This window comes from Isoptericola jiangsuensis (genome assembly GCF_048320105.1).
Lineage (GTDB): Bacteria > Actinomycetota > Actinomycetes > Actinomycetales > Cellulomonadaceae > Isoptericola > Isoptericola jiangsuensis_A.
In genome coordinates this window covers 1,428,949-1,451,180 of the sequence record NZ_CP182942.1, presented here as the reverse complement: position 1 = coordinate 1,451,180, position 22,232 = coordinate 1,428,949, and the positions used below count along the sequence as shown (strand labels likewise).

Sequence of the window (22,232 nt, the reverse complement as noted above, 5' to 3'; positions counted from 1 at the left end):
TGGGCGGGTCTATGCTCGTGCTGACCGAGTTCGTTCCGGCCGTCACCGAGAGGTGAGGGCCCGAGATCAGTGAGGAGGGGTGAAGTGATGAAGACCAAGCAGCAGATGATCGGTGCGGCCGAGATCTACGCGGGGGAGAACTCTGCCCTGCGCGCATTCGTGCCGTCCGTGCGTCGTCGCACGCGCCACGCAGGATTTCTTGCAGATATTTCACCCGACTCCGTTCCCTGGAGACCTCCGGTCGACTGACCGATCCAGGCCGCGGAGTCCACTTGGGACCCGCGGCCTTCGTCATTCCTCACCAGGAAGTCGGCCTCCTCGGCCGGACGAGCCGGCCCCCTGACACCAGGGGGACCATCCGCAGGTCCTGAACACCGACGTTCAATCAACACCCAGGACCTGACGGAGGAACATCGTGCGTCTCGCACAGCTGTTGGACGAGCGGCTGGTCGACGCGGCCCCCGCCGGTGGCAGCCGCCAGTGGACCCCCCACCAACCCGTGACCCAGGACCCGCTGGAGGTCGCCGAGCTGGACCGCCAGTTCGCCGAGCTCCTGCCCTGCCGGACCAACGACCCGGAGCTCTGGTTCGCCGAGCACACCGCCGAGGTGGAGCGCGCCAAGGCGCTCTGCCGCGACTGCCCGCTGCAGGCCGGCTGCCTGGCGGGCGCCCTCGAGCGTGCCGAGCCCTGGGGCGTCTGGGGCGGCGAGGTCTTCGTCGACGGTGCGGTCGTCGCGCGCAAGCGCGGTCGGGGTCGGCCGCGCAAGTCGGAGCAGGCGGCGGCCTGAGGGCCGCTCCGCCATGCCGAGCCGACGACGTCGAGCCCACGAGAGTCCGCTCTCGTGGGCTCGACGTCGTCCCGGCGGTCTCACGGCAGCCGGCCTCCAGGTGGTGTGACGCAGCCGCACCCCCGATGGGGCGCGAGCGGGCGCAGGCGCGGCACGGCGTCGGGCAGCCGGACCGTCGCGACGGCGTCGCTCAGTCCTGGTCGGCCCCCGTCGAGGTGCGCCAGGACCTGGCCGACGGCGATCGCGGCCGCGGTGGTGGCCAGCACCGTCTCCTGCGCCGCGGGCGGTTGCTCGCGCAGCTGGGCGGCCAGGCGGGGCCAGGCGGCGTCGACGTCTGCCTCCTCCCGGTGACGGCACCCCACGCAGGCCGACGTGCCCGGCAGGACGAACGGTCCGACGCTGACGTCGGCCTCGCCGACGACGAGGCTCAGGTGCGCGACCCCGAAGCTCATCAGGCGTGCGAAGCGTTCCGGCCGGTCGACGTGGTCGCCCACCACCACGACCGCTGCCGGCGGGGCGTCGTCGCGCCAGGGCGTCGCCGTCGCGGTGCGGGGGAACTCCTGGGCGAGCGCCGCCGTCAGACGCTCGTCACGCCGGTGGCCCACGTCCGCCTGCCGGTACGGGCCGAGACCGAGGTCGGAGATCTGCACAGGAGCGGCGTCGTCGAGCAGGAGCGTCCCGACGCCGGCGGCGGCGAGATGGCCCGCGACGAGCCCTCCGATCCGGCCCAGTCCCACGATCCCGACCCGGCGCGTCGCCCGGCGCGCGAGGGTGGTCATGCCGTTGCCGTCCGGCACGAGCGCCCCGAGGGCGGGCGCGTCGGCGGCACCGCCTCCGGCCGCGGCGACGTCGGGCCGGGTCCGGGGCGGTCGGACGAGGAATCCGCACGCGGTCAGCAGTCGGGTGATCTCGGCCAGGCGGGACTCCGTCACGCCGGACCGTCGCGCGGTCCGCGCGAGCGAGACGTGTCGGCGGGTGGAGGCGGCCTGCAGCCACCCGACCTCGTGTACGTCGAGGCCGTCGACCACCAGGGCCCAGCGGGGGTCGGTACCGAGCTGCACCTGGCCGTCGCCGCGGGCGAGCACCGGCGTGCCGGGGCGCAGGCACAGGTCCGCCGGCGGGTCGGGCGGCGCCGACGTCGGTGGCGGGGGTGCTGGTGCTGGTGCTGGTGCTGGTGGTCGTACGACTGGAGGCGACGGTGGCATGGCACGACGCTGCCAGGACGGGCCGGAGCGCGGGAACGGCGTCCACAGGGTGTGGAAAAGTCGTCTATGACCTGATCTGGTGTGTCCTGTCACACGTTCATGACGTGCTCCCGGTAGTGTCATGGCGTGGCCCGGGACTCGGTGGCGTCCGTCGAGGTCCGGCGGAGCCGCCGCCGGACCGCCACGGTGAGCGCGTACCGCGACGGTGACCGCACCGTCGTGGCCATTCCCGCGCGCTTCTCGCAGGCGCAGGAGCGTGAGTGGGTGGCCAAGATGCTCGCCCGCCTCGACGACAAGGAACGTCGTCGCCGCCCCTCCGACGACGAGCTCGTCGAGCGGGCCCGCGAGCTGTCGGCCCGCTACCTCGACGGGCGAGCCCGCCCGACCAGCGTGCGGTGGGCGGCGAACCAGGAGCGGCGGTGGGGGTCGTGCACCCTGACCGACGGTTCCATCCGGCTGTCGACGCGGTTGCAGGGCATGCCGGAGTGGGTCATCGACTACGTGCTCCTGCACGAGCTCGCCCACCTGCTGCACGCCGGGCACGGTCCCGACTTCTGGCGGCTCCTGGAGACCTACCCGCGCACCGACCGGGCGCGCGGGTTCCTCGAGGGCGTGTCCTTCACCTCGGACAGCTCCGACGGGACGCCGGACGACATCGACTCGGGGTCGACGCCGTCCTGACGGGTCACGACGGGCTGTCCGCCGGCGGGGCCTCGCCCCGCCCCTCCGCGGCGGCGTCGTCGGACTCCTCGAAGATCTGGGCCAGGGCGGCGTCCAGGTCGGTCTGCTCGTCCGCCTGGGCGGCGCGGCGGTCGGCGTAGCCGGCCGGGTCGTCGAGGTCCTCGTTGCCGGGCAGCAGGTCGGGGTGGTCCCAGACCGCGTCGCGCGCCTGAGGTCCCCCGGTGGACAGCAGGTGGGCGAACAGGGCGGCGGCGTCGCGTGAGCGGCGCGGCCGCAGCTCGAGCCCGACGAGGGACTTGAACGTGTGCTCGGCCGGTCCGCCGGCGGCACGACGTCGGCGGACCATCTCGCGCAGCGGCACCGAGTGCGGCAGGTGCGCGAGGGCGGCAGTGGCGGCGACCTCGGACACCCAGCCCTCCACGAGGGCCAGCGCGGTCTCGAGCCGCAGCAGCGTGGCCTCCTGCTCCGGGGTGTGGTGCAGGCCGAACACGTCGCCCGTCAGGGCGCCGCGCAGCGCGTCCGGGTTGGACATGTCGATGTCGCGAACCTGCTCCTCGAGCGCGTCCAGGTCGATGGTGATCCCGCGGGCGTACTGCTCGACGAGGCCGTGCAGGTGGGCGCGGAGCCACGGCACGTGCACGAACAGGCGGGCGTGGGCCGCCTCGCGCAGCGCCATGTAGAGCTGCACCTCCTCGTAGGGGGAGTCCAGGCCTTCGGCGAACTTCGCCAGGTTGGTCGGGAGCAGCACGGTCGCGGGCTCGTCGAGCAGCGGCACCCCGACGTCGGTCGCGCCGAACACCTCGCGCGACAGCGTGCCGGCGGCCTGGCCGACCTGCATGCCGAACACGGCCGAGCCGAGGGACCGCATCATCGCGGCGGGGTCGAGATCCGACAGCCCGCCGCCGGGGAAGACCGGCAGCCCCGCGGTGAGCTCGCCGGGCAGGCCGGCGCCGTCCTCGCCGAGCTGGTCACGCATCACGGTCGCGAGCGCGTCGGCCACCGACGTCGCCACGGGGGCGACGAGCCGCTGCCACGCGGGCAGGGTCGCCTCGACCCACTCGCTGCGGCTCCATGCCCGTGCCGGTCCGCCCGACGGCGGCAGGTCGGTCACGGCGTCGAGCCACAGCTCGGCGACGCGCAGGGCATCGGTCGCGGAGCGTGCCTGGCCGCCCGTCAGCGACGGGTCGCCCTCGGCGACGGCGACCTGGCGGGCCAGGTCGTGCGCCACCTCGGTGTTCACCGGGCCGTCGCCCGAGGTGAACATCCGCTGGAGCTGGCTCATCAGGTGCTGCATCGTCGCGGGGTCCGGGGGCGCACCGCCGAGCAGCGCCGCGGGGTCGAGACCCTGGGCGCGCATCTGGCCGAGCACCTCGTCGGTCCGGTCGCCGAAGATGCCGCGCAGGGCTTCGCGCATGCGTTCGTCGCGCTCGTCGGGGTCGTCGGGCAGGTCGCTCATGGCAGGTCGTCGGCTCCTTCCGGTGCGGCGCGTGCCGCACGCTCACGGTAACCGTGTCCGACGTCGCGGGGCGGTCGGCGGTTCCGGCTTTCGCTCTCGGCGCACGCCGCACGCCGCACGCCGCACGCCGCACGTCCCGGCGCGCTGCGCGCACGGGCGGGCGGCCGACATCGGCGATGATGGGGCGGTGAGCCTCGAACCCGACCCCTTCGCGCCCACGGCGCCCGACGCCGGCGCGGACGTGCGCCCCGGCGGCATGACCCCCCGCTCGGTGACGATGGTGGTCTCGCTGCTCGTGACCGCGGTGCTGGCCGGGATCCTCATGACCATGCCGGCGCCCTACGCGATCCGGACCCCCGGGCCCACCGAGGACACCCTGGGCGCCCAGGACGGCGGCGAGGGGCAGAGCGCGACCGAGGTGCCGCTCATCGAGATCTCGGGGGCGCAGACCTATCCCGCCTCCGGCGAGCTGCGGCTGACGACGGTGTCGGTGTACGGCGGTCCGGGCGGGGACGTGCTGCTCGGGGACGTGCTGTGGGGCTGGACGTCCGAGGAGCGGTCGGTGCAGCCGGTCGAGGCGATCTTCCCCGAGCAGGTCTCCAGCGAGCAGCAGCAGCAGCTCGGCCAGCAGCAGATGCTCAGCTCCCAGGAGTCGGCGACGGTCGCGGCGCTGACCGAGCTGGGCTACGAGGTGCCCACGACCATGACGGTGGTGGAGACGTCCCCGGGCACAGGGGCGGACGGCGTCGTCGAGGTCGGCGACGTCATCGTTTCCCTCGACGGCGAGCCCACCGAGACGTACGCCGAGCTGCTGGCGCTGCTCGACGACGTCGAGCCCGGTGCCGACGTCGTCCTCGGCGTGGAACGCGGCGGTGAGCAGGCCGACGTCACCGTCACCACCGGCCAGGGCGACGGCCGGGCCCTGCTCGGCGTGCTCATCGACCCGGAGTACGACTTCCCCGTGGACGTGACGATCCAGATCGACGACATCGGCGGCCCCAGCGCGGGCACCATGTTCGCTCTCGGGATCATCGACCTGATGACGGCCGAGGACGAGCTCGACGGCGCGGTCGTCGCGGGCACCGGCACCATGGACGTCGACGGCCGGGTGGGTCCGATCGGCGGCATCGAGCAGAAGATGTACGGGGCGCTGCGTGACGGTGCGCAGTGGTTCCTGGCACCGACGGACAACTGCTCCGAGGTGGTCGGGCACGAGCCGGACGGCCTGCAGGTCGTCGCGGTGGCGACCCTGTCCGACGCCAGGGCGGCGATGGAGGCGATCGGTGCGGGGGAGGGCGGCGACCTGCCGCGCTGCCCCTGAGCGCCGATCGTGACCGTCTCGTGAGCGTCCTGCTGCTGCACGGTGCGCAAAACGTGGGAACCTGGACGCACGCCGAGGCGTTGACCTGACGTCTGGCCTGCCAGCACGCGTCCCAGTCCCGAGCACAGATGAGGTGCCCGCACCGTGTCCTTCGCCCCACCCCGACGTCCGGACGGACCGCCGCCGGCCCGGCGTCGCAGCCCGCTGCTGATCACCCTGGTGGTGCTCGGCGCGCTGATCGCCCTGCTGCTGCTGCTCGTGAACTTCTGGACGGAGGTCCTGTGGTTCACCCAGGTCGGCTACGCCGACGTCGTGTGGACGCAGTGGATCGCCCGTGGCGTGCTGTTCGTGCTCGCCTTCCTCGTGATGGGCGGCGCGGTCTTCAGCTCGTTCTCGATCGGGTACCGCACCCGGCCGATCTACGCGCCCTCGACGCCCGAGCAGGCGACCCTCGACCAGTACCGCGAGGCCGTCGAGCCGCTGCGCAAGGTCGTCACCTACGCGGGCCCGGTGCTGATCGGTCTGTTCGCCGGTGTGGCCGCGTCGTCGCAGTGGCGCACGGTCCTGCTCGCCCTCAACGGGCAGTCGTTCGGCGAGGCGGACCCGGAGTTCGGCATCGACGTCGGCTTCTACGTGTTCACGCTGCCGGTGCTGCGCTTCGCCGTGAGCTTCCTGCTGACGGTCGTGGTGATCTCCGCGGTCGCCGCGGTGGTCACCCACTACCTGTACGGCGGGCTGCGCATCGGTGCGGTCGAGCCGGGCGCGTCGCGCACGACGACGGCGGCCCGCGTGCACCTCGCGGTCCTCGGCACGCTGCTGATGCTGCTGATCGGCGTCAACTACTGGCTCGACCGGTACTCGATCCTCACCAACCGCAACGACCGCTACGACGGCGCCTCGTACACGGACGTGCACGCCGTGATCCCGTCCAAGGAGATCCTCACCGGCGTGGCGGTCCTCGTGGCGGTGCTGTTCGTCGTGGCGGCCTTCCGGGACACGTGGCGCCTGCCCGCCATCGGCGTCGGCCTCATGGTCGTCGCGGCGATCGCCATCGGCGGGATCTACCCGGCCGTCGTGGAGCGCTTCCAGGTGCAGCCGAACGCGCAGGCGCTCGAGGCGCCGTACATCCAGCGCAACATCGACGCCACGCGCTCCGCGTTCGACATCGACGACGTCGAGACCCAGCCGTACGACGCGACGACGGAGGTCACGGCCGGTCAGCTCCGCGACGACGCCGACACGACCACCCAGGTGCGCCTGCTGGACCCGCAGGTCGTCAGCCCGTCGTTCCGCCAGCTGCAGCAGAACAAGCAGTTCTACAACTTCACGGACAACCTGTCGGTGGACCGCTACGACATCGACGGGGAGTCGCGCGACACCGTGATCGCGGTGCGCGAGCTGAACCTCGCCGGCCTGGCGGACCGCAACTGGATCAACGACCGCACCGTGTACACCCACGGCTTCGGCGTGGTGGCGGCGTACGGCAACCAGCCCGGACCGGACGGCCAGCCCGCGTTCTACGAGGGCGGCATCCCGACGCAGGGCGCGCTGACGGACCTGACCGAGGGGGGCTACGAGCCGCGGATCTACTTCAGCCCGGAGTCGCCGACGTACTCGATCGTCGGCGCCCCGGAGGACGAGGACCCCTGGGAGCTGGACTACCAGGCCGACGAGGAGGGCGGTCAGCAGGTCCTGACGAAGTTCCCGACGGACGAGGTCGAGGTCGGGCCCGGGATCGGCTCGTTCTTCCAGAAGCTGCTCTACGCGCTGAAGTTCGGCGACGAGGAGATCTTCTTCTCGGACCGCGTCACGTCCGAGTCGCAGATCCTCTACGACCGTGACCCGCAGGAGCGCGTGGCCAAGGTGGCCCCGTGGCTCACGCTCGACAACGAGGTGTACCCGGCCGTCGTGGACGGTCGCGTGAAGTGGATCGTCGACGGCTACACGACGACGGACGCGTTCCCGTACTCGACGAGCCAGGCGATGCAGGAGGCCACGACGGACTCGCTCACGCTGGCCGCCCAGGGCGTGCCGGTCGAGCTCCCGCCCGAGGTGAACTACATCCGCAACTCGGTCAAGGCGACGGTCGACGCCTACGACGGCTCGGTCACGCTGTACGCGTGGGACGAGGAGGACCCGGTCCTCAAGGCGTGGGAAGAGGTCTTCCCGGGCTCGCTGGAGCCGATCTCGGAGATCTCCGGCGATCTCATGTCGCACGTGCGCTACCCGCAGGACATGTTCAAGGTGCAGCGCACCCTGCTCGAGCGCTACCACGTGACGGACGCCGTCGCGCTGTTCACCGGCTCGGACGAGTGGCGCACGCCGAACGACCCCGTCACCGGCGGTGACCAGGGCAGCTCGAAGCAGCCGCCGTACTACCTGACGCTGCAGATGCCCGGCGAGGAGGAGTCCGCCTTCTCCCTGACGAGCACGTTCATCCCCGGCGGCAACACCAACCGCGAGATCCTCACGGGGTATCTCGCGGCGGACGCCGACGCGGGCAGCACCGACGGCGAGGTCGCCGAGGAGTACGGGACGCTGCGGCTGCTCGAGCTCCCTCGGGACTCGACGGTCCCCGGACCGGGTCAGGTGCAGAACAACTTCAACTCGAACCCGACGATCTCCGAACAGCTGAACATCCTCAGCCGGGGGACTCGGAGGTCGTGCGCGGCAACCAGCTCACCCTCCCGGTGGGTGGCGGTCTGCTCTACGTGCAGCCGGTCTACATCCAGTCGGGCTCCGGGACGCAGTTCCCGCTGCTGCGCCGGGTGCTGGTCGCCTTCGGTGACCAGACGGGCTACGCGGAGACGCTCGACGAGGCGCTGGACCAGGTGTTCGAGGGTGACTCGGGCGCCGAGGCCGGTGACGCGGCCGACGCGGAGACGGACGTGCCGACCGACGAGGTCGAGATCGAGCCCGACACGGGCGAGGACATCGAGGGTGCGACGCCGTCGCCCACGCCGTCCGCGACCCCCAGCGAGGAGCCGTCCGCCGAGCCGACCGGCACCACCGCGCCGTCGGGCGACCCCCAGACGCGTCTGGACGAGGCGCTGCAGGAGGCGAACCAGGCGCTGACCGACAGCAACGCCGCTCTGCAGGACGGTGACTGGACCGCCTACGGCGAGGCCCAGGAGCGTCTGCAGGCCGCGCTGGAGGACGCGCTGGCCGCCGAGGGCGAGATCTCCGAGTGATCGGCGCCGGGCAGGTGGGACGAGTTGTGACGTGCGTCCCACCTGCCCGGATCGATTGGACTTCGTCCGAATCGGTGGCGTAGTGTTCATATCACCGACGCGGGGTGGAGCAGCTCGGTAGCTCGCTGGGCTCATAACCCAGAGGTCGCAGGTTCAAATCCTGCCCCCGCTACCACCGGAAGGCCCCCGGTCAGCAGAAATGCTGACCGGGGGCCTTCGTCATGTCCGGACCCTTCCCCGGCCGTCCCCCTCGGATCTCCGACCTCGGATCTGCGACCTCGGTCCTCGGACCGTGGACCTCGGAACTCGGGGTTGCTCGACTCCTCTTGCGCGAAGATGCACGCCGCCGCCGCCGGGGCCACGATGAGGACGTCGTAGACGAACGTGGAAGGAGCAGGACGATGCCGCAGCGTGACCCCGGGCCCAGCGTCAAGGACGACGAGCTGTACGAGAAGCTCCGCGACGAGGGCAACAGCAAGGAGAAGTCCGCGCGGATCGCGAACGCCGCGGCCGACCGCGGACGCAGCAGCGTCGGCCAGAAGGGTGGCGAGTCCCCCGCGTACGAGGACTGGACGGTGGACGACCTGCGCGGCAGGGCCGCCGAGCTGGACGTCGAGGGCCGGTCGTCGATGACCAAGGACGAGCTGATCGAGGCCCTGCGCAACCACTGACCGGCGCGCCGGCGGACGGCGTGACGGGGAGCACAGCCGGCGCGGGTTCTGGGCAGGGCCCGGCACGCCTAGGCTCGAACCCGGCCCGCGACGGCGAACCGCGCCGTCCGCCCGAGTCCGGAGGTACCCCGTGCGAACCCGTGCACTGGCAGCGCTCGTCCCCGTCGTCGTCCTCGGCCTGGCCGCCTGTTCCGCGGACGACGAGAACGACCGGGTGCAGGCCACCCCGTCCGCGTCCGCCGGTGAGCAGGCGTGCGCCGAGGGGCCGGCCCTGGAGACGCTCACCGAGGGCACGCTGACGGTCGGCGCGGGCGAGCCCTTCGAGCCCTGGTACGTGGGGGAGCCGTCCAGCGGCGAGGGGTTCGAGTCCGCCCTGGTGTACGCGGTGGCCGACGAGCTCGGCTACGAGCCCGAGGACGTCGTCTGGCAGACCGTGACGTTCGAGCAGATCATCTCCCCGGCGATCAAGCCGTTCGACGTCGCCGCCTACCAGACGACGATCACCCCCGAGCGCGAGCAGGCCGTCGACTTCTCCAGCCCCTACCTCACGAGCCGTCAGGGCGTCATCGTGGCCGACTCGGGCTCCTTCGCCGCGGCCGCGTCGCTCGCGGACCTCGAGGGCGCCCGGGTGGGTGTCACGGCCTCGCAGACGTCGCGCGACGTCGCCCAGGCCGCCTGGGGCGACGCCGTCGAGGTGGTGCCGTACAGCGCGGCGGGGGACGGCATGACCGCGCTGAGCTCCGGCACGATCGACGCGATGGTCATGGACGTCGACCAGGGCGTCGCCGCCTCGACGGTCTACTTCCCCGACACGCACGTCGTGGGGACGCTCCCGGCGGTGGGGGAGCCGGAGCAGCTCGGCCTCGTCCTCGACCAGGACTCGCCGCTGACGCCCTGCGTGTCCGCCGCCGTCGACCGGCTCGAGGAGGACGGCACGCTCGACGCCCTGCGCACCGAGTGGCTGCGGTCCGACGACGTGCCAGAGCTCTCCTGAACCGTTGCGCGCTCCCGAGGGTCCCGACGCCCCGGCCGCCGACGGCGGCTGGGTGCCCTCGGAGCGCGCCCGCGCCCGCACGGACTACCGGCGGGCGCAGCACCGCAGGGCGTTGCTCGTCGCGGGCGTCGCGACGGCTCTCGTGGTGGTCGTGGTCGTCCAGGTCGTCACGACCGCCCCGGGCTGGGAACGCGCCCGGGAGGCGTTCTTCTCGCCCGAGCGGGCCTGGGAGGTGCTGCCCGAGGTCGCCGAAGGCCTGTGGCTGAACCTGCGCGTGTGGGTCGTGGCCTCCGTCGTCGGGCTCGTCGTCGGCCTGGCGCTCGCCCTGGTGCGGACCTCGCGGATCCCGGCGCTCTTCCCTGCACGGCTGCTGACCGTGCTGTACGTGGACGTGTTCCGCGGGGTGCCGGTCCTGCTGGTGATCCTGCTGGTCGGGTTCGGGCTGCCCGCGCTGCGCCTGGAGTGGCTGCCGGTCGGGGCGGCGTTCCTCGGCGGGCTGTCGATCGTGCTCGCCTACACCGCCTACCTCGCCGAGATCTTCCGCGCCGGCATCGAGTCGGTGCACCCCTCGCAGGTCCTCGCGGCCCGGTCCCTCGGCCTGACCCGTGGGCAGGCGGTACGCCGGGTCGTGCTGCCGCAGGCGGTGCGCAACGTGTCGGCACCCGTGGCGAGCACCCTGGTGTCCCTGCAGAAGGACTCGGGACTGATCTCGATCCTCGGCGCCGTGGACGCCATCCGCGCCGCCCAGATCGCCACCACGGGCGACTACAACTTCACGCCCTACGTCGTCGCCGGCGTGCTGTTCCTCCTGGTGTCGATCCCGCTCACGCGGCTCGTGGACGCCTGGTCGGCGCGCCAGGGCTGGCGGGGGAGCCTGCGCGGCAGCGGGGCGGGGTCGGTGCGATGAACGAGGCGCTGCTGAGCCTGCGCGGCGTGCGCAAGACCTACCCCGACGGTCCTGGGCGACGCGCCGGGCGCAAGGTCGTGCTCGACGGCATCGACCTCGACGTCCGCGAGCACGCCTGCGTCGTGCTGGTCGGGTCCTCGGGCTCCGGCAAGTCGACGCTGCTGCGCGTCGTCGACCTCCTGGAGGACGTGGACGACGGTCAGGTGCTGCTCGACGGCGTCGACGTCGCCGACCCCTGGGTGGACGCCGACGCCGTCCGGGCCCGCCTGGCGATGGTGTTCCAGCAGTACAACCTGTTCCCGCACCTGCGCGTGCTGGACAACGTCACGCTCGCCCCGCGCGTCGTGCACGGGCGGTCGCGCGCGGCGGCCGAGGAGTCCGCGACGGCGATGCTGGAGAAGGTCGGGCTCGCGCACAAGGCCCGCGCGTACCCCGACCAGCTCTCCGGCGGCGAGCAGCAGCGTGCCGCGATCGCCCGCGCGCTCGCCGGCGGACCCGAGCTGCTGCTGCTCGACGAGGTCACCTCGGCGCTCGACCCGGAGCTCGTGGGCGAGGTGCTGGACCTGCTGACGACCCTGCGCGACGAGGGCACCACCATGTTGGTGGCCACCCACGAGATGGCGTTCGCCCGCCAGGTGGCCGACGAGGTGGTGTTCCTGCACGAAGGACGCGTGCACGAGCGCGGCACCCCGGCGCAGGTCCTGGACGACCCGCAGCGCGAGCGCACCCGCGAGTTCCTGCGTCGGCTGCGCTGATCACGGGTCCGCCGTGCGCGCGGGGGCCGTGCGCGTGGGGGCCGCCCGCAGGACGCCCGGTGAACGGTCCTGGCCGCCGCGTACGACGGGGCGTGCCCGCCCCGGGTCGGCCGTGTCCGGGTGCCGCCGGGTCAGGCGTCGTAGGTGTCCTTGACGACGAGCACGGGCACCGAGGCGTCCAGCAGGACGCGCTGCGTCGTCGAACCCATGAGGAAGGTCCCCTCGCTGGACCGCTTGCGCGATCCCACGACGACGAGGGTGGCGCCGGCGGCGTCGGCCGCGTCGAGGATCGCGTCGGCGGGCTCGGTGTGCTCGTGGCGGTAGGTGATCGACGGCTCACCGGCGTCGACGAGCAGCGCTGCGAGGCCGGCGGGGGTCGGGGCGTCCGTTGCCTGCGGATCCAGGACGACGACGTGCAGCGGGAGGTCGCGGCGGCGGGTCTCGGCGAGGGCCGTGCGCACGGCGGCCTCGCCGTGCGGTGAGCTGTTGTAGGCCACGAGCACCGTCATGGGCCCACTCTCGCACATCCGGGCAGAGGGGTGCACCCAGGTCCCGCGGTGGCCCGCGACAGCCGTCGGCGTCCGCTCAGCCCTCGGCGGCGGCGAGCTGTTCGATGACCTGGCGCTTGGCCCGGGTGAGCATCCCGGTCATCCCGTTGAGCCGCAGCGCGCTCACCGCGCGGGTGAGGCCGAGCTGCATGGGGAAGTCCTCGGGGACGTCCACGACCTGCTGCGGCGTCAGACCGGAGAGTCCCTGGGCGAGGATCGAGGCGAACCCGCGGGTGGTGGGCGCCTCGGGCGGCGCCGAGGCGTAGAAGGTGACGACGCCGTCGGCGACCTCCGCGAAGGCGCGGACGGGCGACTGGCACTCCTCGACCTTCTCGAGCATGCCGGGTGCGGCGGCGTAGCGGTCCGGCAGGGTCGGGAGATCGCGGGAGAACTCCAGCAGGAGCTGCAGCCGCTCCGGCTCGGTCAGCGCGAGGAAGTCCTCGCAGATCTCCTGCAGCGAAGCGGGCAGCGGCTTCGGGTCGTCGGTCATGTCCCCATCATCTCGTAGCTCGGCGTGGTGGGCGCCCGCCGGTGGCGCCGGGCGCCCACCACGCCCGGAGGGTCAGGCCGCGGGGGCCTCGCCGGGCTGGTCCCCGGCGACGATGGGCACGCGCACCGCGTTGCCCCACTCGGTCCACGAGCCGTCGTAGTTGCGCACGTCGTCGATGCCCAGCAGGTAGCGCAGCGCGAACCAGGTGTGGCTGGAGCGCTCGCCGATGCGGCAGTACGTGATCACCTTGTCGTCGAGCTGCAGGCCGAGGCCGCCCTCGCGGTAGATGGCCTCGAGCTCGGCGCGGGGCTTGTAGGTGCCGTCCTCGGCCACGGCCGTCGCCCACGGCACGTTGTTCGCGGTGGGGATGTGCCCGCCGCGCAGCACCCCCTCCTCCGGGTAGTCGGGGATGTGCAGGCGCTCGCCGGTGAACTCCTGCGGGGAGCGGATGTCGACGAGGGGACCGTTGCCGAGGTGGGCGAGCACGTCCTCCTTGAAGGCGCGGAACGTGGAGTCGTCGCGCTCGACGTGGGGGTACTCGACGGCGGCGGGGGACGGGACGTCGGTGGTCAGCTCGCGGCCCTCGGCGACCCAGAGGTTGCGGCCGCCGTCGAGCAGGCGGACGTCCTCGTGGCCGAACAGCGTGAAGACCCAGGCGGTGTACGCCGCCCACCAGTTGTTCTTGTCGCCGTAGAGGACGATCGTCGTGTCGCGGCCGATGCCCTTGGACCCGAGCAGGTCGGCGAACCCGGGACCGTCCAGGTAGTCGCGCTCGACGGGCAGCAGCAGGTCGGTGTGCCAGTCGATCTTGACCGCGCCCGGGATGTGGCCGGTCTCGTAGAGGAGCACGTCCTCGTCGGACTCGACGACGACCAGGTCGGGGGACCCGAGGTTCGCGGCCAGCCACTCGGTGGTGACGAGGCGCTCAGGGTGGGCGTACTCCTGGAGCCGCGGGTTCGGGTCGAGCGAAGCAGACATCGTGTCCTCCGGTGGTGTGGGGTCTTGGGCCACCCTAGGGGTGGGCCGACCAGGGGTGACAAGTCGTGTCCATGATGTGGGACCAGTATTTGAGACGACTCACGGCGTGGCCCGAGCGTGCGCGTCCTACACTGACGGCACCACCGCACGACGACGTCGGAGGCGCCATGGAGCACCGACCCCACCCCCGTCCGGCACCGGACGCGCCGGTGCCGGCGAAGGCGGCCGCCGTGGCCCGCGACCGCCGCACCGTCCGCACCGCCTACGACCGGTTCCTCGTCACCGGCTCCGCACCGACAGGCCTCGACCCGCTCGTCGTCGCCTCGTGGCGTCGCAGCCTGCGATCCGGCGTCGACCCCGAGCACGTCCGCACCGCCGCGGCCATGGACGCCGCCGCGCTCGACGAGTACCGCACCTCCCACCCCCTGGCCGACGTCATGCCGATGGTCCGCGACCTCGTCGTCGACGGCGCCCGGGACGACGGCCTCGTGGTCGCCGTGTCCGACGACGTCGGACGCCTGCTCTGGGTCGAGGGCGACCCCCGCACCCGCACCGTCGCCGAACGCGTCGGCTTCCTGCCCGGCGCCGTCTGGCGCGAGCGCGACGTCGGCACCAACGCACCCGGCACCGCGCTCGCCACCCGCCGAGCCGTCCAGGTGCTCGGTGCCGAGCACTTCGCCCGCCCCGTCCAGGCGCTCAACTGCGCCGCCGCCCCGATCCACGGCCCTGACGGGCACATCGTCGGCGTGCTCGACGTCACCGGCGGGCGGGCCGCCGGGTCCAGCGTCGCGCTCTCCCTCGTGCGCGCCGTCGTCGCCGGCGTCGAACGAGAGCTCGTCCGGCTCGGCACCCAGGCGACCGCCGGCCCCCCGGTCGACGTCCGGCTGCTGGACCGCCCCACCGTCCGCACACCCCGGGGAGAACGCCGCCTCACCGGCCGGCACGCCGAGATCCTCGCGCTGCTCGGCGAGCACCCGAACGGGCTCAGCGTCGAGGAGCTCGCCGTCCTGCTGCACCCCGGCGACCTCTCCGCCGTGACCGTGCGGGCCGAGGTGTCCCGGCTGCGCCGCGCCGCCGGGCCCCTCGTCGTCGGGTCACGGCCCTACCGGCTCGCCCCCGGCGTCCGCACCGACGTCGCCGTCGTGCGCGCCCGCCTCGCCGACGGCGACGTCCACGGGGCGCTCACGACCTACACCGGCCCGCTCCTGCCCTGGTCCGTGGCGCCCGGTGTCGAACGTGCCCGCACCGAGCTCGCCGCGGAGATGCGCTCCGCCGTCCTGGCCGACGGCGACCCGGGAGCCCTCGACGCCTGGACCCGCACCGACGACGGCGCCGCCGACCACGCCGCCTGGAGCCTGCTCACCCGCCGCACCGCCCCCGCCAGCCCGCTCGGGGCCCGGGCCCGCGCCCACCTCGCCGTCCTGGACGCAGACCTGCGCTGAGCCGGCCCGCGGGCGCGACACCTCTGCAACGCCGCTGCAACGCCCCGTCCCTAGCGTGGGCACCACGACGCGACGACGCGTCGACGTCGGACCCGCACACCGGGCCCGACGGGTTGTGCACCGCACGCAAGGAGGCAGCGAGCCATGACCGTCTACGCGGCACCCGGACAGCCGGGAGCCATCGTCGAGTACCGCGCACGCTACGACCACTGGATCGGCGGCCAGTACGTGCCGCCCGCGAACGGCGAGTACTTCGAGAACCCCTCACCCGTCACCGGACAGACCTTCTGCGAGGTCGCGCGCGGAGACGCCGCCGACATCGAACGAGCCCTCGACGCCGCCCACGGCGCCGCCCCCGCGTGGGGCCGCACGAGCGCCGCCGAACGGGCCGGCATCCTCAACAAGATCGCCGACCGCATGGAGGCGCACCTGGAGGAGATCGCCGTCGCCGAGGCCTGGGAGAACGGCAAGCCCGTGCGCGAGACCCTCGCCGCGGACATCCCCCTCGCGATCGACCACTTCCGCTACTTCGCCGGAGCGATCCGCGCCCAGGAGGGCGGGATCTCCGAGATCGACGAAGACACCATCGCCTACCACTTCCACGAACCGCTCGGCGTCGTCGGGCAGATCATCCCGTGGAACTTCCCCATCCTCATGGCCACCTGGAAGCTCGCCCCGGCGCTCGCGGCGGGCAACGCCGTCGTCCTCAAGCCTGCCGAGCAGACGCCGGCCTCCATCCTGTTCCTCATGGACCTCGTCGGTGACCTGCTGCCGCCGGGCGTGGTCAACGTGGTCAACGGGTTCGGGGCCGAGGCGGGCAAGCCGTTGGCGTCCAGCCCACGGATCCGCAAGATCGCGTTCACGGGCGAGACGACCACGGGCCGCCTGATCATGCAGTACGCGTCGCAGAACATCATCCCGGTCACCCTCGAGCTCGGCGGCAAGAGCCCGAACATCTTCTTCTCCGACGTCGCGGCCGAGCGGGACGACTTCTACGACAAGGCGCTCGAGGGCTTCACCATGTTCGCCCTCAACCAGGGCGAGGTGTGCACGTGCCCCTCGCGGGCCCTCATCCAGTCGGAGATCTACGACCAGTTCCTCGGCGACGCGCTCGAGCGGACCCGGGCCGTCAAGCAGGGCAACCCCCTGGACACCGAGACGATGATCGGCGCGCAGGCCTCCAACGACCAGCTGGAGAAGATCCTGTCCTACATCGACATCGGCAAGGCCGAGGGGGCCACCGTGCTCACCGGTGGAGCGCGGGCCGAGCTCGACGGGGACCTGGCGGGCGGCTACTACGTGACCCCCACCGTGTTCGAGGGCAAGAACTCCATGCGGATCTTCCAGGAGGAGATCTTCGGTCCCGTCGTCGCGGTCACCGCCTTCGACGACTACGACGACGCGATGAAGATCGCCAACGACACCCTCTACGGCCTCGGAGCGGGCGTGTGGACCCGCAACGGGTCGACGGCGTACCGCGCCGGGCGGACCATCGAGGCCGGTCGGGTGTGGACCAACTGCTACCACGCCTACCCCGCCGCTGCCGCGTTCGGCGGGTACAAGGGCTCCGGCGTCGGGCGGGAGAACCACAAGATGATGCTCGACCACTACCAGCAGACCAAGAACCTGCTCGTCAGCTACTCGGGGCAGAAGCTCGGGTTCTTCTGATGGCGACGGCGACGCGCGTCGCCGTCACCCGCGACGCGGCCGGGCTGCTGGCCCGGCTGCGTCGCCGGCACGGCGAGCTGATGTTCCACCAGTCGGGCGGCTGCTGCGACGGGTCGAGCCCGATGTGCTACCCGGCGGGCGACTTCCTCACCGGCGACGCCGACGTCCACCTCGGCGACCTCGAGGTGGGCGCTGACCCGGACGGCGCCGCGGACGCAGGCGAGGCCTTCACCGTGCCGGTGTGGATGTCCAAGGCGCAGTTCGAGTACTGGAAGCACACGCACCTGACCATCGACGTCGTCCCGGGCCGGGGGGCCGGGTTCAGCGTCGAGGCACCCGAGGGCGTGCGGTTCATCATCCGGTCACGGCTGCTCACCGACGACGAGTCCGTCGCGCTGGCGGAGGCCGACCGGAGCCGCTGATCTCGGGCGACCCCTGTCCCGGGACACCCGGACGGGGTATGTTCTGGATCCGTGAGCACCGAAGTCGACGCCCTCCCGTCCGTCTCGTCCCTGCCCGCCTGGCTCGTGCCCTCGGTGTACCTGAACTGGTCCACCGAATGGCTGCGGGAGTCGGTGGCGATCGCCACGCGGTCGCGCGAGCACTCCCTGCCGGGCGGCCCCGACGGCCCGAAGCGCGGCGACGTCGTCGTCACCGTGCTCGGCGAGGCGGGCGTCGTGGCGTCCGTCGAGCTCATGGGCGCCTCCGACGGCGACTCCTGGGTGACCGACGAGCTCTTCGGCCCCGACCGCCCCATCGTGTGGGCCGACCTGTTCGACGGCGCCGACGCCTACATCGGCTCGTCGGGCTGGCTGCCCGCCGAGCACGCCCGCGCGGTGCTGGACGGCGTCGCCAACCAGTTCCACGACGGACCGGTGCACACCATCGACCCGGGCGACTGCGGCTCCGGGCAGACGGTGCCCGACGTGCACGTGCTGCGCCTCATCGGCCACCGCGCCGTCACCGGATGGGCCATGCGTCGCGAGGAGCGCTGCGCCACCTGCGAGCGGTTCGTCGACGTCCACGAGCTCCAGGCGCACGACGACGGCGCCGTCCGGCTCGGGACGACGACGGCCGGCGGACGCACCCTCGACCAGGTCATCCGCGACGTCCACCTGCTGTGCGCCCAGTGCCACGACCTCATGCACGAGCACTCGGTCACCTCCCAGCGCAACCGCCTGCGCCCCCAGTGCCCCGGCTGCGGGGTGCGCGGCCGCACCAAGCGCATCGTGTGGGGCATGACCTTCAGCGACGACGTCGTCAGCGCCGAGCCCGACGTCGTCTACGGCGGGTTCGAGGTGCCGGTGCCCACCCCGGAGTGGTACTGCACCGAGTGCCACGCGAACTTCGGAGCCACCGTCGTCGCCTCCCGCGTGCTCGACGCCAGCGGGCCGGCCGTCCCGCAGCCCGTCACCGGCGCCATCACCAAGGTGGGTGACGCGTTCCCCGCCGAGGTGACGGAGAACGGCGAACGTCGCTGGGAGACGGCCGACGAGAACTGACGGTCCGCGTCAGGCCGCGGCCAGCGGTCTGGTCCGCCGACGTCGTCGGACCAGACCGTGGTCGGCCGCCGGCACGTGGGGCGCCACGCGCAACGGCATCCCCGCCTCGAGAGGAGTGCGGTCCGCCTTGCGATGGTTGCAGGGCTCGCAGGCCGCCACGAGGTTCAGCCACGAGCTGTCGCCCCCGCGGGAGCGAGGGACCACGTGGTCGACCGTCTGGGCCGGTCCGCCGCAGTAGGCGCAGGCGCCGTCGCGCCGCTTGACGCCGTCCTTGGTGACGGCCGGGCGCCCACCGCCGCGGTACACCCAGCGCATCGTCACGTAGCGGACCAGCCGGAGCACCCGGGGGAGCGGGTAGGGGCCGAACGACGCGCCCTCCACGAACTCCTCCACGACGGCGACCTCGCGCACCAGCATCGTGATGGCGTGCTTCATCGACACGCGGTGCAGCGGCTCGTAGCCGGCGTTGAGGACCAGCACGTCGGCCACGGTCCTGCTCCCTCCTGGCGGTGCGCGCCGACCCTGCGGTCGGTGTGCGCTCGGCGGCTCCCTGCGGTGGACTGCTCGACGGCGACGGTCCGGGCAGGACCGTCGGACGGGTGCACTGTGGCGTCCGTCACGATGAAAGTAGAGGCGCGGAGGGCGGAAGTCCAGCACTTAGCGGATCGGAGGTCTTCCCGATGCGCCGATCTGAGGCTTTTGAAGGGATTGGTGCCCCGGTCCTCAGGTGGGGCCCATGGCCTGCGCGATGACCGGGACGTCGCCGAGGTGGACGTCGGAGCGGAGCAGCAGGCCGTTCTCGAGGACGTTCCTGGACGCGCCGTCGAACCGGTCGACGTGCGCGGCCTGAAGGATGGTGGGGTCGTCCGAACCGGTGACTGCGCAACGGCCGGCGCAGGCCAGCAGGAGGGCGGCACTCAGGAGCGACCGGCCCTGTCGGGCAGGCACGAGCTGCTCGCGACGGCAGAGGGCCTCAGCAGGTGCTGTTGCCGGACAGGTCGCTGCAGACCAGGCGCACGCGGGCTTCGGTCACCCGGACGGGGTCGAGGGTGGTCGTGGTGGTGATCTGACCGTCGATGGGCGTCCAGATCGAGGTCCCGGCGAGCTGGAAGCTCCCGTGCCAGGTGGTGACGAGCGTGGTCGTGACCTCGCCGCGATACCAGTCGCCCTCGTCGTCGCGCTCGGTGCCGGGGTCGACGTCGGGGTCGCCGAGGTGGGTGTAGCGGTGCGCCACCCATGAGGCGTCGGGCTCGGGGTCGCCGTCGACCCAGTGCCTGCCGGGGTCGGTCGTGACGAGGACGCCGCCTCCGGGGGAGTAGGGGTCGTCGAAGTCCCAGGCGAACTCGACCGGATCGGCGCGGATGACGACCGGGACGCCGAGGAGCTCCACCTCGGTGGTGATCGCGGTGGCCGTGGTGCTGGCGGGGTGGAACCGGTTGACCAGCAGCACCTCCCCGCCCTGGACGTCGGCCTGCGGGGTCGGGATGTGCAACCGGGCGAACGCGCGCTGCGCCTCGGCGGCGACGTCGGCCGGGGTGACGCACTCCCGGCCCGAGACGTACTCCGGCTCGCTGAACCCACCACCGGCCAGGGCGCGCTCCACCCACAGTGCCGGCAGCTCGACGGCGCCGTCCTCGCACGGAGCCGGGATGACCTCGAACTCCGCCACGCCTTCCGGACAGCCACCGATCGCGGTGTACCACCGGGGCTCGTCGAAGAGGTCCGCCTCGTCGTCCTCGATGCAGGTCGCGGAGTCGGCGCGAATGTAGCGGTCCTTCGGACCGTCGTGGTCGGCCGGACGGGTCCCGTCGCCGACGCCTTCTGCAAGAAATTCATCCTGCCGATCGTCGGCAAGGGTATCGATCTTCGGAGGGGGTGCAGGAGACGGAGAGTGAGTCATTGGCAGGAGCGCAAGCCCGATGCCCAGAACGTTCGTGACGACTGTACCCATCTGACTACTGGTCCAATCCTGTGATTCCGACGATGGTCCATCGACCGTTGTCTCGGACGACCTCGACCCGATTCATTGCGGACACCGCCTCCAAGCTCTGCACTTCGGCCCCGTTGGCGTCCACGAGCGACGCGGGCTCCACCGACGAGTAGACGTCGACGGGCCAGATTCGCGTTGCGCTGTCCTGTTCGTAGACGTGGTCGACACGAACTTCGGAATCTCCGCCTGTATAGGTGTATGCGCTGTCGGCGATGGTCTGGGCCTGCTCCAGACGGGCTGCGCAGGTGCTGCACTTCTCGTGGGACATGGCCTCCCACTCGGCGGTGTCGTTCGTCTTCATGATGTAGTCGTCGAGCTCGATGAAGTACTCCGCGGCCGCCGAGGCGCCCTCGTAGCCGTCGTCGTCCATCGCGGCGGGTCGTGGAGGAGCGACGATGACCGGGTCCGCCTCGCTCCGAGACGACGACGGGGCCGGCGCGGGTTCCGACGAAGCGGTGGCGTCGGGCGCCGGGCTCTGCCCGGTCGCGTCCGGAGGGGCGGGTGTCGTGCAGCCTGCGAGCAGTAGGATCGCAGCCCCGAGCGCGCAGAGGGCAGTGCGAGGGCGGGGCATCGGGGGCTCCTTCACCAGGGAGTCGACGGTGACAACCCGGACACCGTAGCGAAGGCGACCCTCGAGCGGCACGGCCCTGTGGAAAAGTCTCACCAGCTGGGCACCCGGGGCGACCCTGGGCACCCCGGGGACCTGTGCCGTCGGCGGTCAGTCCGTCGCTTCACGCAGGGCTGCGACGGCGCTCGCGGCCTCGTCGAGAGCCTCCCGGCCGCGGCGGCGTGCGGCATGCGCGAGCCGGTCGTACCCGGAGCGGTCGCCGCCACGGGACGCGACGGTGTCGCCGACCTCGTCGGCGTACCGGGCGAGCAGCAGCATGTCGCGGTGGTCGCCGAGCGTCGACTGGATCCGCTTGCCGATCTCCCCGAGCGCGCGCGTGGAGGAGCCCAGCACCTTGGTGGGGTTGCTCGTCACGGCACGGGCGGCATGGGTGAGTCGGCGGCCGGCCTTGCGGAGGCGGTGGGCGCGCGCCATCTCCTCGTCCTCGACGCCGCCAGGTGCGACGTCGACGTCGACGTCGGCAGTGGCGGTCAGGTCGACGTCGTCGGCGGCCCGCAGCGCCTTGGCGACCGCCTTCCGCAGCCGCTTGCGCGCGACCTTGCGTGCGGGCTTGCCGGCAGCCTTGCCCCGCGGAGGGGTGGCGACCCATCGCACCAGCTCGCCGGAGAGCTCGTCCCACTCGGGCCCCTGGCACCAGTCCACGAGCCGTCGGTGCGCCTCCGCGTGCCGCGTGTCGAGCGCGGAGACGAGGTGTGCGCGGGCGTCCAGGGAGACGCGCGCGTCCCGCCCGACGGACTCCACGTCGGCGCGGCGGACCTCCAGGTCGCGGGCGGTGCCGAGCACGTCGCCGAACCGTGCCAGGTGCTCCCGGAGAGCGGTGGCCTCGGCACGGTCGAACACGGGCCGGTACACCGACAGCACGGTGCGCAGCCGCCGGACGGCGGCGCGGAGCCGGTGGACGGCGTCGGGCTCGTCGGTGACCGCGGCCGGGACGCGCTGCTGGATCCGTCGGACGTGCTCGGCCACGACGTCGGCGAAGACGTCGGCTGCCTGGTCTGCTGCGCGCTGAGGTGCCATC

Annotated in this window: 22 protein-coding genes, 1 tRNA gene and 1 pseudogene; 14 read left to right on the top strand and 10 right to left on the bottom strand. The window is 72.5% G+C overall.

Features of this window, described 5'->3' with window-relative positions; all coding sequences use genetic code 11:
• Positions 1-87: 87 nt before the first annotated feature.
• A complete protein-coding gene (locus ACNHYB_RS06865) occupies positions 88-249 on the top strand; it encodes a hypothetical protein (protein ID WP_418277676.1) in 162 nt (53 codons plus the stop codon).
• Between the two features lie 166 nt (positions 250-415).
• On the top strand, positions 416-787 hold the full coding sequence (locus ACNHYB_RS06860; RefSeq protein ID WP_418277675.1) for a WhiB family transcriptional regulator: 372 nt from the start codon (positions 416-418) through the stop codon (positions 785-787).
• Between the two features lie 80 nt (positions 788-867).
• Here the strand turns inward: ACNHYB_RS06860 and ACNHYB_RS06855 are convergent, their stop codons facing one another.
• On the bottom strand, positions 868-1,992 hold the full coding sequence (locus tag ACNHYB_RS06855; protein ID WP_418277674.1) for a ThiF family adenylyltransferase: 1,125 nt from the start codon (positions 1,990-1,992) through the stop codon (positions 868-870).
• A 126-nt stretch (positions 1,993-2,118) separates the two neighbouring features.
• On the opposite strand from ACNHYB_RS06855, the gene ACNHYB_RS06850 reads away from it, so the two are divergent.
• On the top strand, positions 2,119-2,673 hold the full coding sequence (locus tag ACNHYB_RS06850; protein ID WP_418277673.1) for a M48 family metallopeptidase: 555 nt from the start codon (positions 2,119-2,121) through the stop codon (positions 2,671-2,673).
• 4 nt (positions 2,674-2,677) lie between these two features.
• Here ACNHYB_RS06850 and ACNHYB_RS06845 read toward each other — a convergent pair whose 3' ends face one another.
• Complete coding sequence (locus ACNHYB_RS06845; RefSeq protein WP_418277672.1) at positions 2,678-4,129, bottom strand: zinc-dependent metalloprotease; 1,452 nt, start codon at positions 4,127-4,129, stop codon at positions 2,678-2,680.
• 187 nt (positions 4,130-4,316) lie between these two features.
• Here ACNHYB_RS06845 and ACNHYB_RS06840 point away from each other — a divergent pair, with 187 nt between their 5' ends.
• The 7 genes and pseudogenes from ACNHYB_RS06840 (at position 4,317) to ACNHYB_RS06810 (ending at position 11,968) form a co-directional block, all read left to right on the top strand.
• Positions 4,317-5,450, top strand: a complete 1,134-nt coding sequence (locus ACNHYB_RS06840) for a PDZ domain-containing protein (RefSeq protein WP_418277671.1) — start codon at positions 4,317-4,319, stop codon at positions 5,448-5,450.
• A gap of 144 nt (positions 5,451-5,594) precedes the next feature.
• Positions 5,595-8,641: pseudogene (locus tag ACNHYB_RS06835) on the top strand (UPF0182 family protein).
• A gap of 98 nt (positions 8,642-8,739) precedes the next feature.
• Positions 8,740-8,816 (top strand) — tRNA-Met (locus tag ACNHYB_RS06830).
• 226 nt (positions 8,817-9,042) lie between these two features.
• On the top strand, positions 9,043-9,312 hold the full coding sequence (locus tag ACNHYB_RS06825; RefSeq protein WP_418277670.1) for a DUF7218 family protein: 270 nt from the start codon (positions 9,043-9,045) through the stop codon (positions 9,310-9,312).
• Between the two features lie 130 nt (positions 9,313-9,442).
• On the top strand, positions 9,443-10,306 hold the full coding sequence (locus tag ACNHYB_RS06820; RefSeq protein ID WP_418277669.1) for a transporter substrate-binding domain-containing protein: 864 nt from the start codon (positions 9,443-9,445) through the stop codon (positions 10,304-10,306).
• Positions 10,307-10,310: 4 nt separating this feature from the next.
• Positions 10,311-11,213: an amino acid ABC transporter permease gene (locus tag ACNHYB_RS06815; RefSeq protein WP_418277668.1), complete on the top strand. Its 903-nt coding sequence runs from the start codon at positions 10,311-10,313 to the stop codon at positions 11,211-11,213.
• Positions 11,210-11,968: an amino acid ABC transporter ATP-binding protein gene (locus tag ACNHYB_RS06810; protein WP_418277667.1), complete on the top strand. Its 759-nt coding sequence runs from the start codon at positions 11,210-11,212 to the stop codon at positions 11,966-11,968. The genes ACNHYB_RS06815 and ACNHYB_RS06810 overlap by 4 nt, the downstream gene beginning before the upstream one ends.
• A 131-nt stretch (positions 11,969-12,099) precedes the next feature.
• Here ACNHYB_RS06810 and ACNHYB_RS06805 read toward each other — a convergent pair whose 3' ends face one another.
• The 3 genes from ACNHYB_RS06805 to ACNHYB_RS06795 form a co-directional block, all read right to left on the bottom strand.
• On the bottom strand, positions 12,100-12,477 hold the full coding sequence (locus ACNHYB_RS06805) for a universal stress protein (RefSeq protein ID WP_418277666.1): 378 nt from the start codon (positions 12,475-12,477) through the stop codon (positions 12,100-12,102).
• Positions 12,478-12,553: 76 nt separating this feature from the next.
• Positions 12,554-13,006, bottom strand: coding sequence for a SufE family protein (locus tag ACNHYB_RS06800; RefSeq protein ID WP_418277665.1), 453 nt, complete (start codon positions 13,004-13,006; stop codon positions 12,554-12,556).
• Positions 13,007-13,078: 72 nt separating this feature from the next.
• Positions 13,079-13,984 (bottom strand): sulfurtransferase, encoded by a 906-nt coding sequence (locus tag ACNHYB_RS06795; RefSeq protein WP_418277664.1) that lies wholly within the window; start codon positions 13,982-13,984, stop codon positions 13,079-13,081.
• Positions 13,985-14,151: 167 nt separating this feature from the next.
• Between ACNHYB_RS06795 and ACNHYB_RS06790 the strand changes: the two genes are divergently transcribed.
• The 4 genes from ACNHYB_RS06790 to ACNHYB_RS06775 all read left to right on the top strand — a co-directional run bounded on the left by ACNHYB_RS06790 (position 14,152) and on the right by ACNHYB_RS06775 (position 18,596).
• Positions 14,152-15,426 (top strand): GAF domain-containing protein, encoded by a 1,275-nt coding sequence (locus ACNHYB_RS06790; protein ID WP_418277663.1) that lies wholly within the window; start codon positions 14,152-14,154, stop codon positions 15,424-15,426.
• A gap of 144 nt (positions 15,427-15,570) precedes the next feature.
• The gene (locus ACNHYB_RS06785; protein ID WP_418277661.1) at positions 15,571-17,094 is read left to right on the top strand and encodes an aldehyde dehydrogenase family protein; all 1,524 of its coding nucleotides are present in this window, start codon (positions 15,571-15,573) and stop codon (positions 17,092-17,094) included.
• Complete coding sequence (locus ACNHYB_RS06780; RefSeq protein WP_418277660.1) at positions 17,094-17,516, top strand: DUF779 domain-containing protein; 423 nt, start codon at positions 17,094-17,096, stop codon at positions 17,514-17,516. Before ACNHYB_RS06785 ends, ACNHYB_RS06780 begins: the two co-directional genes overlap by 1 nt.
• A 51-nt stretch (positions 17,517-17,567) precedes the next feature.
• Entirely contained in the window at positions 17,568-18,596 is a 1,029-nt protein-coding gene (locus tag ACNHYB_RS06775) for a hypothetical protein (protein ID WP_418277659.1), read from the top strand.
• Between the two features lie 9 nt (positions 18,597-18,605).
• Here the strand turns inward: ACNHYB_RS06775 and ACNHYB_RS06770 are convergent, their stop codons facing one another.
• The 5 genes from ACNHYB_RS06770 to ACNHYB_RS06750 all read right to left on the bottom strand — a co-directional run bounded on the left by ACNHYB_RS06770 (position 18,606) and on the right by ACNHYB_RS06750 (position 22,231).
• Positions 18,606-19,085 carry an HNH endonuclease gene (locus ACNHYB_RS06770; RefSeq protein ID WP_418277658.1) on the bottom strand — a complete coding sequence of 160 codons (480 nt, stop codon included), beginning with the start codon at positions 19,083-19,085 and terminating at the stop codon, positions 18,606-18,608.
• Positions 19,086-19,319: 234 nt separating this feature from the next.
• Complete coding sequence (locus ACNHYB_RS06765; RefSeq protein ID WP_418277657.1) at positions 19,320-19,544, bottom strand: HNH endonuclease; 225 nt, start codon at positions 19,542-19,544, stop codon at positions 19,320-19,322.
• 25 nt (positions 19,545-19,569) lie between these two features.
• A complete protein-coding gene (locus tag ACNHYB_RS06760; protein ID WP_418277656.1) occupies positions 19,570-20,496 on the bottom strand; it encodes a hypothetical protein in 927 nt (308 codons plus the stop codon).
• Positions 20,497-20,551: 55 nt separating this feature from the next.
• Positions 20,552-21,157, bottom strand: coding sequence for a DUF6318 family protein (locus tag ACNHYB_RS06755; protein WP_418277655.1), 606 nt, complete (start codon positions 21,155-21,157; stop codon positions 20,552-20,554).
• Positions 21,158-21,304: 147 nt separating this feature from the next.
• Complete coding sequence (locus ACNHYB_RS06750) at positions 21,305-22,231, bottom strand: CHAD domain-containing protein (RefSeq protein WP_418277654.1); 927 nt, start codon at positions 22,229-22,231, stop codon at positions 21,305-21,307.
• Position 22,232 lies beyond the last annotated feature (1 nt).